The organism is bacterium, assembly GCA_035703895.1.
Lineage (GTDB): Bacteria > Sysuimicrobiota > Sysuimicrobiia > Sysuimicrobiales > Segetimicrobiaceae > Segetimicrobium.
Window position 1 is genome coordinate 1 of the sequence record DASSXJ010000301.1, and the last position, 10824, is coordinate 10824.

General features: G+C 67.8%; 13 protein-coding genes. All 13 read left to right on the plus strand.

What is annotated here, in order from left to right; translation table 11 throughout:
• A partial coding sequence (locus tag VFP86_19795) for a BamA/TamA family outer membrane protein (protein HET9001894.1) occupies nucleotides 1-1407 on the plus strand: 1407 nt, incomplete at its 5' end.
• A 41-nt stretch (nucleotides 1408-1448) separates the two neighbouring features.
• The gene (locus VFP86_19800; protein ID HET9001895.1) at nucleotides 1449-1898 is read left to right on the plus strand and encodes an OmpH family outer membrane protein; all 450 of its coding nucleotides are present in this window, start codon (nucleotides 1449-1451) and stop codon (nucleotides 1896-1898) included.
• Nucleotides 1899-1905: 7 nt separating this feature from the next.
• Nucleotides 1906-3072: a hypothetical protein gene (locus VFP86_19805; protein HET9001896.1), complete on the plus strand. Its 1167-nt coding sequence runs from the start codon at nucleotides 1906-1908 to the stop codon at nucleotides 3070-3072.
• Between the two features lie 10 nt (nucleotides 3073-3082).
• On the plus strand, nucleotides 3083-3487 hold the full coding sequence (locus VFP86_19810) for an OmpH family outer membrane protein (protein HET9001897.1): 405 nt from the start codon (nucleotides 3083-3085) through the stop codon (nucleotides 3485-3487).
• Between the two features lie 16 nt (nucleotides 3488-3503).
• Nucleotides 3504-4520 (plus strand): UDP-3-O-(3-hydroxymyristoyl)glucosamine N-acyltransferase, encoded by a 1017-nt coding sequence (gene lpxD / locus VFP86_19815; protein HET9001898.1) that lies wholly within the window; start codon nucleotides 3504-3506, stop codon nucleotides 4518-4520.
• Nucleotides 4521-4529: 9 nt separating this feature from the next.
• Nucleotides 4530-5354, plus strand: coding sequence for a UDP-3-O-acyl-N-acetylglucosamine deacetylase (gene lpxC, locus VFP86_19820; protein HET9001899.1), 825 nt, complete (start codon nucleotides 4530-4532; stop codon nucleotides 5352-5354).
• Between the two features lie 2 nt (nucleotides 5355-5356).
• Nucleotides 5357-5866, plus strand: coding sequence for a 3-hydroxyacyl-ACP dehydratase FabZ (gene fabZ / locus VFP86_19825; protein HET9001900.1), 510 nt, complete (start codon nucleotides 5357-5359; stop codon nucleotides 5864-5866).
• Entirely contained in the window at nucleotides 5863-6687 is an 825-nt protein-coding gene (lpxA, locus tag VFP86_19830; GenBank protein ID HET9001901.1) for an acyl-ACP--UDP-N-acetylglucosamine O-acyltransferase, read from the plus strand. Before fabZ ends, lpxA begins: the two co-directional genes overlap by 4 nt.
• Nucleotides 6684-7511 (plus strand): UDP-2,3-diacylglucosamine diphosphatase LpxI, encoded by an 828-nt coding sequence (gene lpxI, locus VFP86_19835; protein ID HET9001902.1) that lies wholly within the window; start codon nucleotides 6684-6686, stop codon nucleotides 7509-7511. Before lpxA ends, lpxI begins: the two co-directional genes overlap by 4 nt.
• Nucleotides 7512-7514: 3 nt before the next feature.
• A complete protein-coding gene (gene lpxB / locus VFP86_19840) occupies nucleotides 7515-8690 on the plus strand; it encodes a lipid-A-disaccharide synthase (GenBank protein HET9001903.1) in 1176 nt (391 codons plus the stop codon).
• A gap of 4 nt (nucleotides 8691-8694) precedes the next feature.
• Nucleotides 8695-9300 (plus strand): LPS export ABC transporter periplasmic protein LptC, encoded by a 606-nt coding sequence (lptC, locus tag VFP86_19845; protein ID HET9001904.1) that lies wholly within the window; start codon nucleotides 8695-8697, stop codon nucleotides 9298-9300.
• Nucleotides 9272-10141, plus strand: a complete 870-nt coding sequence (locus tag VFP86_19850) for an LptA/OstA family protein (GenBank protein ID HET9001905.1) — start codon at nucleotides 9272-9274, stop codon at nucleotides 10139-10141. The genes lptC and VFP86_19850 overlap by 29 nt, the downstream gene beginning before the upstream one ends.
• Nucleotides 10138-10824, plus strand: a 687-nt coding sequence (gene lptB / locus VFP86_19855) for an LPS export ABC transporter ATP-binding protein (GenBank protein HET9001906.1), incomplete at its 3' end; no start/stop codon positions are given. The genes VFP86_19850 and lptB, both read left to right, overlap by 4 nt.

Genomic DNA, 10824 nt, shown 5'->3' on the forward strand with positions numbered 1-10824 from the left:
AAGATCGAGGTCAAAGGCAACACCGTGGTTGCGACCGACGATATCCTGAAGGCTCTCAGCGTGCAGACCGGGGCCGTCCTCAACACCGTGACGATGCGCAACGGAGTGCGCGCGGTCGAAAAGCTGTACCAAGACAAAGGCTACGTCCTGGCCCACGTCCAGGACGTCAACGTCAGTCCCGAGGGCGTTCTGAGCGTCGAGATGGCGGAGGGCCACATCGAGGCGATCAAGATTGAAGGGCTGCACAAGACCCACGATCACGTCGTGCGCCGCGAGCTGCAGTTCAAGCCCGGCGACGTGTTCAACGTCAACGACGTCAACGCCAGCCTCAAGCGGCTCTACAACCTCCAGTATTTCTCGGACGTCAAGGCGCAGCCGGACACCGGTTCCACCCCAGACCTGGTCGTCGTGACGATCGTCGTCACCGAGCAGAAGACGGCAACGGTCAGCTTCGGGGTCGGCTACGGCACCCAAACCGGGCTCGAAGGGTTTATCGGTTTTCGAGAGAGCAACCTCTTTGGGAACGGACAGGCCATCTCGTTCCAGTACAGCCAAACGGTCCTGTTCGGGTCGAGCTACGCACTGACGTTTCACGAGCCGTACTTCTTCGGCACCCGCGTCGTCATGGATCTTCAGGTGTTCGACACGGTGACGATCCCCACCGATTTCAGCCTCGGGCTCGACAACCAGTTCCAGTACGACTTGAACCAGATCGGTGGGTTCATCTCGTTCTCGTATCCCTGGACGTCCACCGATTCGCTCAACGCCGGGTTCAAGGCGGTGAGCTCGACATTCTCGAACCCGCTCGTGGGCACGAATCCCCCCGCGAACTTCCCGTTCACGCCCGGGCAGGTCAACGCGCTGATCGTGGGGGCGACCCGGGACACCCGCAACGATACGGCCATCCCGACGAGCGGGGAGCGAATCATCCTGAGCAGCGAGCTCGCCTTCCAGACGCTCGGCGGCACGTTCCAGTTCCAGAAGTACGAGGTCGACTTCGAGCACTTCCTTCCGCTGCATGGGGGGGACAGCACGATCCTGGGGCACGTGCATCTCGGATACTCGGGGACCCCGCTGCCGATCCAGGAACAGTTCTACCTCGGCGGGCAGACGACGCTCCGAGGGTATCCCTCAGGGCGCTTCCGGGGAGACCAGGAGGTGCTCGCGCAGATCGAGTACCGCTTCCCCCTCAGCTCGCTGCCGTTCCTCCACTCGTTCGCGGGGATCCAGACCATCCTCTTTGTCGAGGGGGGCGACGCGCAGCCCGCCAACAATGCGCAGTGGAAGCTCCACCCCGACGTCGGCGTGGGCATCCAGTTCAAGACCCCGGTCGGGCCGTTCCGGCTGGACTACGGAATCAGCGGCGAAGGATCGCAGTTTTGGATCTCCAGCGGTGCGGTGTTCTGACGCGCCCACGAAACGGAGACTGTGCGAGGGGGTAGCGTGACATGAAGTGGAATGCCAAGACGATCGGCATCGCGGCGGCGGCGATCGTGCTCATCGCCGCCTTGGGGTTCGTGGTCGCGCGCTCCGGGCCGGCGCTGGGCCAGTCGTTCACGATCGGGTACGTGGACATGGTCAGGGCGGTCGACGCCCATCCCCGGAAAGCCAGTGCGGAAGGGGCGCTCAAAGACTACGCGCAGTCGCAGATCGCCGACGCGCAGCAGCGGATGAAGGGCCTGAGCGCGGGCCAGCAGCAGGATATCCAACGCGTGACGCAACAACAGGTGCTGAAGAAGCGCCAGGAGCTGATCGGCGGCCTCGAAAAGGACATCCGCGCTGCGATCGAAAAGGTCGCCAAAGAACAGGGGGTCGGCATCGTCTTGAGTCGCGAAGTCGTCCTCTACGGCGGGGTGGACTTGACCGATCAGGTCATCAAGGCGATCGGCGGCAAGTAGGGCGCGCATGGCTCGCTTCCTGACATACATGGCGTTGGCGGCGCTGACCCTGGGGTGCACCGCGCGCGCCCCCGCTGGCCGGCCGCCCTCCACCCCTCCGGCTGCCGAGACCCCGTCTGCGGGGTCGCCGCGCGCGCTAAAGATCGCCGTGGTCGACCTCACGCGCGTGACGCGGGCCCACCCGCGGTGGCCCGAGGTGATGGCGCTCGATCGACAGATCAGCGACCTGCAGGCCAGGGTCGCCGCGGCGGTGGCGAATGCCCCCACCATGGTCCGGGTCGACCTCCCCAAGGTTGATCTCACACCGGAGATGAAGGCCGCCATCGAACGGATGCGTCCCGAAGTGCAGCAGGAGGCCGAGGCGGCCAAAGCCGCCGCCCGCCAGGATCTCAACGCCTATGTCGCCCAGCTCAGGTTGGAACAGCAAAAGAAGATCGAGGCCAAGCAGGCGGAAGCGCAGGCGGAGTTGACCAAAGTCGTCGACGAAAAGGCGCAGGCGCTCAGCAAGGACAACCAGCAGTTCCAGCAGCAGACGATGGCGGAGTACCGCCTGCAACTCCTCAACCTCAAGCTGAAGCTCGAGGACGTTCAGCAGACCGGCAAGGGGGAGGCCGACCGGTTGAACGCGCAGATCCAAGCGGTCACCAAAGAGCGGGACGACAAGATCGCCGCGCACGAGAAGGCCAACCAGCAGGTCCTCCAGCAGTTCCAGACCGAGCAGGTGCAGGCCGCCACGGCTCAGATCAAGGCCTACCAGGATCAGCTGACCAAGGAAGGCCAGCGACTGGTCGACGAGCGTTCAACGAAGGCCACCCAAGAGGTGCGCATTAAGCTCGAGGCGATGCAGCAGGAGTTCAATCAGCGCCTGCAGCGTCAGCAGCAGACGATCGTCTCGGCGGCCCGCGACGCACAGACCAGGGAGGTGGAGAAGGTCAAAGCCCAGGCCCAGAAGCAGGCCCAGGCTGAGTTCAGTCAGGTGCGGGCCCTCGAGGGGGAACTGCAGACGGTGGCCCGCGCCCGCGCCCGGCTCTACGCCGTGATCCTGGCGGACCTTCGAGTCGAGGCCGTGGGGTTGGCGCAGGAGAAGCACTGGGACGTGGTGCTCACCCAGACGATCGCCGCGCCGGGCACGATCGACGGAACGGACGAGCTCATCGCCCGCATCAAGCGGTGAGGAACCGGCGATGATGCGATTCCTTGTAGGGCTCCTGGTCGTCGGCGCCGCATTCAGCGCCCAGTGGTGCGGGGGATCGCCGGTCGGGGTCGTGGACACGCAACGCGTCTTGAACGAGAGCGTGAGAGCGTTGCAGTACCAGAAGGAGTTGGACAATCGCGAGAAGCAGATGGTCGCCGAGTTGGCCGCGATCTCGGCGCAGGTCAGTAAGGCCGACCTCAACGCGCGACGGGCTCGGTACCTCACCGAGTTGGGTCAGATGCGGCATGACCTCGAAGGTCAGCTCACCCAACAATTGAGCCAGGTCGCCGGCGAGATCGCCAAAGAAGATCACCTCCGCGCCGTGCTCGTCAAGACCCCGCTCATGTACGGCGGCCGGGATATCACGCAGCAGGTCATCGACCGGCTGAAATAACGGGCTGGAGCGCGGGATGCGGTTGGATGCGCTGGCGCAACGTGTCGGCGGGAAGGTCGCGGGAGACCCGGGCGTCCATGTGGGTGCGGTGGTGCGTCCCGAGGACGCCCGCGCCGGCACCGTGGTGGTCCTGACCGATCCGCGCCGGCTCCCGGAGGTGGAAGCGGCCGGCGCGGCCGTGATCCTGTCTCGGGACGCCCCCGCGACACCCCTGCCCGCGATCCGTGTCGAAAACATCCGCCTCGCGCTCGCCCTGGCGCTCCGCGCGCTCGCCGCGCGGCCGACGCCCGCGGCGGGAGTCCACCCGACCTGTGTGATCGGGGAGGACGTCCGGGTCGGGGAGGGCGTGTACCTGGGGCCGTACGTCGTGGTCGGAGACGGCGTGGCGATTGGAGATCGGGCGCAGATCCACGCCCACGTCGTCCTCGAAGAGGACGTCGAGATCGGGCCCGAGTGCGTGCTGTATCCCCAGGTGACGATTCGGCACGGGTCCCGGCTTGGCGCCCGCGTCGTGATCGATAGCGGGACGGTCGTCGGCAGCGAGGGGTTCGGGTACGCCCAGGATGCCGAGCGGCGCCACGTGCACATCCCCCAAGTTGGGCACGTCGTGATCGGCGACGATGTGGAAATCGGCGCCAACGTGACGATCGACCGGGCCATGCTCGGAGAGACGCGGATCGGCCGCGGCACGAAACTCGACAACCTCATCCACATCGCGCATAACGTGGAGATCGGCGAGGACTGCGCGTTCGCCGCCGGGGTGCTCATCGCGGGCAGCACGCGCATCGGGAATCGCGTGCTGATCGGCGGGTGGACCGGGGTCACAGACCATATCGAGATCGGCGATGATGTGGTGATCATGGGGGACACCGGCGTATCGCACAGCACGCCCTCGGGGGCGGTGGTGGCGGGTCATCCGGCTCAGCCGCGCATGGCGCAGCGGCGTTCCGAGATCGCCTACCGGCGACTTCCCGAGATGGTGAGGCGGATGCGGGACCTCGAACTGCGGCTCCGGCGTCTGGAAGGTGGGTAGCCGCCTCCGGTGGATCGGAGCCGCCAAGGGACGATCGCCGCGCCGGCGCGCCTGGGGGGAATCGGTCTTCACAGCGGCCGGTTCCAGGAGATGGTGCTCCGCCCGGCACCACCCGGCTCCGGCATTGTCTTCCGGCGCGCGTCTGGGGGAGCCGTCATTCGCGCCGTGCTCGACGCCGTCACCGGCACGGATGGACGGGTGAGCCTGGGCGGCGCCGACGGCGTACAGACGGTGGAGCACCTCCTGTCCGCGGCATGGGCGGCGGGGATCGACAATCTGGACGTGGAGCTCGCCGGGGGCGAGGTGCCGGGCATGGACGGAAGCGCCCTCCCCATCTTTGGAGCGCTGCGAGAGGCCGGAGTAGAGCGTCAAGACGCGGTGCGGCCGGTGCTGCGCGTGCGGGCGCCGGTCTGGGTCGGGGAGGGGCCGTCGTGGATCGTGGCGCTGCCCGCCCCCCGATTCGGCGCCGCGTACGTCGTGATGCAGGACGCGCCGCGATTGGGGGATCAAGCCGCGACGTACGATCCGGCGCGGGACGGCTACGAGGAAGTGATCGCGCCGGCGCGAACGTGGGGGTACGAGCGGGACGCGGAGGCCCTCCGCCGCCGGGGCTTGGCGCTCGGGGCGTCGTTGGAGAACACGCTGGTGATCGGGGCAAGCGGCTATCTGAATGCGCCCCGGTTCCCGAACGAAGCGGCCCGGCACAAGATCCTCGACCTCGTCGGAGATCTGGCCCTGCTCGGCCGGGACATTCACGGATACGTCATCGCGGTGCGGGCGGGTCACAGCCTGCACGTCGCCCTCGCCAGGGGGCTCCGCGATCAGGGGGAATGACCATGGGGGACCGCGTGCCGGATCTGATGGAGATCAAGGAGATCATGCGCCACATCCCCCACCGCTATCCATTCATCCTGGTAGACCGGATCCTCGAGTGGGAGCCCGGCCGGCGCATCGTCGGCCTCAAGAACGTCTCCGCAAACGAGCCCTACTTTCTGGGGCACTTCCCCGGCCATCCGGTCATGCCCGGGGTCCTGATCCTCGAGGCGATGGCGCAGGTCGGAGGCGTGCTGGCCTCCCTCCTTCCCGGGGCCGAGCGCAAACTCGCGTACTTCGCCGCGATCGATCGGGTCCGGTTCCGCCGGCCCGTCACCCCGGGCGACCAGTTGATCACGGAGGTGATCGTCACCCGCCTGCGAGACCGCGTGGGGAAGATGCAGGTGACGGCGAGGGTGGATGGGGAGATCGTCGCGGACGGCGTCTTTACCTACTCGATGGTGGATCTCGAAGCGGGGAACCAGGAGGTCGCCGCCGGGCGAATCGTGGATCTCGAAGGGGCCGAGCCATGACGCAGACGAACCGCAGGTCGGCGGTGGAGGACGCGGTGAGCGCGCTCGTGCACCCGACGGCAAGCATCGATCCCGGGGCCGAGCTGGGAGGCGGGGTGCGGGTCGGCCCCTACGCCGTGATCGCGAACCACACGCACATCGGACCCGGGACCTGGATCGGCCCGCACGCCGTCATCGAAGAATGGACGACGCTCGGGCGGGAGTGCCGGGTCTCTCCCTGCGCGGTGTTGGGGGGGGTACCGCAAGACCGGCATTTCCAGGGGGAGCGGAGCTACCTTCGGATCGGTGACCGGGTGACGGTGCGCGAGTACGTAAGCGTCAGCCGGGCTACCGGCGAGGATGCCGAGACCGTGATCGGGGACGACACACAGATGCTGGCGTACGCGCACGTGGGGCACAACTCCCGGATCGGGAAGAGTGTCATCATCACCAACGCGACCCAGATATCCGGCCATGTGCTCATCGAGGACCGCGCGGTGTTCGGCGGGCTCGTCGGGGTGGCCCAGTTCTACCGCATCGGCACGATGGCGATGGTGAGTGGCTGTACCGCCATCCGCAAGGACGTGCCCCCCTACATGCTCGTCGAGGGCGATCCCCTGCGGATCGTGACGATCAACCGCGTCGGCCTCACACGGGGGGGGGTGCCGCCGGAGATCCAGCTCAAGCTCCGGCGCGCCCACCGGCTGCTCGTCCGGTCCAGGCTCGACGTCTCACATGCCCTGGAACGGATCGAGGAGGAGTTGCGGGATTGCGATGAGGTGCGGCATCTCGTGACGTTCATCCGCGAAAGCCAGGCGCGGGGGATGGGGATCGGACGGTGACGGGCGCCGAGGCCCCGGTTGGCCTGATCGCCGGTCGGGGCGCGCTCCCGATCGCCCTCGTGGAAGAGGCGCACCGGCAGGGTCGCCGCGTGGTGTGCGTGGACTTCTTTGAGGCCGATCAACACCTCCAACAAGTCGCCGACGCGTATTATGCCGTGTCGCTTGGGGACTTTGGCGGGATCATCCAGGCCTTCCGGCGCAACGGTGTGCGCGAGGTGTTCCTCGCGGGAAAGGTCGACAAGCTCCCCGGACTGCGCAATGCCCAACTCGACGCGTATGGGGAGTTGTTGGTCCGCCGCACTCGTGATCACCGGGACACGAGCCTCGTCGGCGCGTTCCTGGCGTTCATGCGCACCTCGGGGTTCGAGGTCGGCCATCAGGAGCGGTACTTACGCCACCTGGTCCCGGAGCCGGGGGTGCTAAGCTGGCGCGCTCCGTCCGAGGCGGAGGCGGCCGACATCCGGGCCGGGTTCCGGTACGCCTCGAACATCGCCGCGCTCGACATCGGCCAGGCGGTGGCCGTCCGCAACGGGGCGGTGGTCGCCGTCGAGGCCGCGGAAGGCACCGACGAGATGATCCGGCGCGCCGGGACCCTGGCCGCTGGCGTTGTGGTCGTCAAGGTGAGCCGTCCCCAACAGGATCCCCGGTATGACATGCCCGTCATGGGCCCACAAACGGTGCACGCCCTCGCCGCCGCAAAAGGGACGGCGCTTGCCGTCGAGGCCGGCCGTACCTTTCTCCTGGAACGGGATCAAGTCGTCGCCGCGGCCGCGGAGTCCGACATCGCCATCGTCGCCGCGACCGCAGGGACCGCGATCCCGTAGCGCGTGATCAGCGCTCCCCCCCGCCTTCTGATCATCGCGGGTGAGGTATCGGGAGACCATCACGGGGCCCTCCTGGCCGCGGCGCTGCGCCGGCGGCGCCCGGATCTCGCGATCGCCGGCGCCGGTGGCCCCGAGATGGCGGCCGCCGGCGTCGACATCCTGATCGAGAGCCTTCGCTGGGGGGTCTTTGGATACGTCGAGGCGTACGTGCGCCTTCCCCTCTTCGCCGTGCGGTTCTGGACCCTCGTTCGCCTGATCGACCGCTACAGGCCTGATCTGCTCGTGCTGGTGGATTTCGCGGGGATGAACCGGGAGTTGGTCGCGCACTTCTCCGGGCGTGTCCCGATGGTGTACTTCGCTCCTCCGCTGACGACCTTTCGTCGGGGCGCCTCAGCAGCACGGATGGCCCGGGCGGCCGTGCGACTGCTGACGGTGCTGCCGTTTGAGGCCGAGACGTACCGGCGCGCCGGCGCGGACGCCGTCTTCGTCGGCGATCCGACGGTGGACGCCGTGGCTGCCGCAGCGGCGCCTGCTGAGCAGCTCCGGGTAGAGTGGGCGATCCCCCCCGGACCGGTCATCGGCCTCCTGCCGGGGAGCCGCATCGGGGAGATCCGGCGTCTGTTGCCTCCCATGCTCGATGCCGCCCGGAACATGCGCGGTGACCGGGCGGTCCATTACCTTGTGCCGGTCGCCGCGCCGTTTCTCCGGCCGGAGATTGCGCGCGCGGTTGCCACGGTCAATACGCCGATCCGCCTTGTCGACGGACGCGCCGTCGACGTCATGCGCGTGGCAGACATCATCGCGGTGGCGTCGGGGACGGCGACGGCGGAAGCGGCGTGCGTCGGCGTCCCGATGGTGGTCGTGTATCGACTCTCCCGCTTGACCTCATGGATCGCGCGCAGGTTCGTGGCCACTCCCGCGTTTTACGAGATCGGGTTCTCGATCCCGAACATCGTCATGGGGCGGCGGATCGTCCCTGAATTGCTGAATGAAGAGGTGACGGGGTCCCGCATCCTGGCGGAGGTGGATCGATTGCTGACGGATTCCAGCGCCCGTACCCGGATGGGGCTCGATCTCGCCGAGGTCAGGCGGCGCCTCGGACCACCCGGGGCGTTGGATCGCGCCGCCGAAGAGACCCTCCGCGTGCTGGACAGGTCCCGGCAGGTCACGCTACGATAGGGCCATGGCCGTGCAGACAATGTGGTCCGCGGTGCGGAGATTCCTCTTCTGGGCCATCCCGGTGATCCTCGTGGCCACACTCGTCTGGACGTTCCTCCCCCGCGGACGCTCGGCCCCCTCGGCGTCCTCGCGGGTCCCACCGGTGCACGAGGCTTGGAACTCCGGACCCCGGTCGCCCGGCAGCGCTCCGTATGCCCAGATCCAACAGGGGGATCTCGAGGGGATCGACGACGGCGGACACGAGCGGTGGCGGATCGTCGCCGACGAAGTCACCGTGGTGGAGAACAAGGAGACCGTGTTGTTGCGGAACGTGCGGGCGACCTTTTTCCAGAACGGCGGGGGAACGATCATCGTCACCGGGACGCGGGGGCGCTACGATACCAAGACCCATGAGGTGGAACTGAACGGCAACGTGCACGGCAAGAGCACCAATGGTCGCGAGCTATTCGCGGACCGGCTGCAGTTTGCGCCCAGCTCGGGAAAGGTCACAGGATCCGGGCACATCAAGCTCCTCCAACAGCATGTCATCATGTATGCCGACCGGTTGAGCAGCGATACGATACTCGGGGAGACCCAGTTTTTTGGTCACGTGCACGCCGCCGCCCGGTAAATCCGCGGTCGCCGTGGTGCTGCTCGTTGCCTCCGCGCTCTGGTGGCCGGGATCCGCGGCCGTGGCGGCCCCGGCGCCGCCGGGCCGCCCGTCTCTCGAGGTCACAGGGGCGACCCGCATCGAGTACGACGACGCCTCGCACGAGTGGATGTTCCGCGGACCTCGGGTGGTCGTGGTTCGAGGGACGCTGCGGATCGAGGCCCCCGAGGTCCGGTATGCTGAGGAGATCCAGGAGGTGACGCTCCCAAGCGGGGGGACCGCATTGACCCCCACGTTCGAGGTCACGGCCGACCGGCTGCAGGCGAACTTGCGGACCCGGCACGTGACGGCAGAGGGGCATGTCGCCGGGCGGTTTTCGGATGAGTCGGAGCCGATGATGTGGGGGACGTTCACGGCCCACCGGATCGAAGTCGACGATCGCGCAGAGCGCCGGCAGTTCGTCGCAACCGGTCGGGTGGTCATCGTACGCGGAGACCGGCACCTCAGCGGCGATCGCGTCGTGTACGATCACCAGGTCCAGCAGGGGACGGTCGATGGCCAAGCGGAGCTCGCGCGAGGCTCGGACCGGCTCCGCGCGGATCACGTGTTTGCCGACCTGCGGCGCCACGAGGCCAGGGCGGACGATCACGTCCTGCTGGACCAAGACGGGATCCACGGCTCGGCCGACCACGCCACCTACAACGAGCCCGACCAGACGGCGGTCCTGCTCGGGAACGTGAAAATCCTCCGGGGCCGCGACACCCTGGCGGCCGATCGGGCCACGGTGCTCCTTGGGCGGCATACGGCGATTGCGGAAGGTCACGTCGAGGTCGTCGCCTACCCGGAGGGGGCTGCGCCATGACCCGCGTCGTCCGGTTGGCTCCTCCCCGGGGGCTGCTTCGGGTCGATGGCCTCGTCAAGCGCTACGGCCCCCGGTGCGTCGTCGACGACGTGTCGCTCGAGGTCGCCCCCAAGGAGATCGTCGGCCTCTTGGGGCACAACGGCGCCGGGAAGACGACGACGTTCTATATGATCGTCGGACTGGCGCGTCCCGACGCCGGTGAGGTGTGGATCGGGAGCCGGCGGGTCACCGACGAGCCGGTCGACGTCCGGGTTCGCGCCGGCCTCGGCTATCTTGCCCAGGAGCCGTCGGTGTTCCGCCGGCTCACGGTGGAGGAGAACCTCCTGGTCGTGCTCGAGCAGCGGGGGCTTCCATCGGACGTCAGCCGTCAGCGGACGGACCGGCTCCTGGAAGAGTTCGGCCTCGAGGCCGTGCGCCGCCAGCCGGCGTGGACCCTCTCCGGCGGAGAGCGGCGGCGCGTCGAGATCGCCCGGGCGTTGTCGCTCGAGCCGACCTTTCTCCTGTTGGACGAGCCGTTCACCGGGATCGACCCGAGGTCAGTGCAGGAGCTCCAGCGCACGGTGCGCTACCTTCGCGAGCGAGGCCTGGGGCTCGTCATCACCGACCACAACGTTCGCGAGACGCTGGCGATCACGGATCGCGTCGAGGTCATTCACGAAGGCCGGATTCTGTTGCGCGGGAAG

Bases quoted from the DNA above. Each gene is read 5' to 3' on its own strand.
- VFP86_19800 (HET9001895.1), top strand. From the start codon at position 1,449: ATGAAGTGGAATGCCAAGACGATCGGCATCGCGGCGGCGGCGATCGTG.
- VFP86_19805 (HET9001896.1), top strand. From the start codon at position 1,906: ATGGCTCGCTTCCTGACATACATGGCGTTGGCGGCGCTGACCCTGGGG.
- VFP86_19810 (HET9001897.1), top strand. From the start codon at position 3,083: ATGATGCGATTCCTTGTAGGGCTCCTGGTCGTCGGCGCCGCATTCAGC.
- lpxD (HET9001898.1), top strand. From the start codon at position 3,504: ATGCGGTTGGATGCGCTGGCGCAACGTGTCGGCGGGAAGGTCGCGGGA.
- fabZ (HET9001900.1), top strand. From the start codon at position 5,357: ATGGGGGACCGCGTGCCGGATCTGATGGAGATCAAGGAGATCATGCGC.
- lpxA (HET9001901.1), top strand. From the start codon at position 5,863: ATGACGCAGACGAACCGCAGGTCGGCGGTGGAGGACGCGGTGAGCGCG.
- lptC (HET9001904.1), top strand. From the start codon at position 8,695: ATGGCCGTGCAGACAATGTGGTCCGCGGTGCGGAGATTCCTCTTCTGG.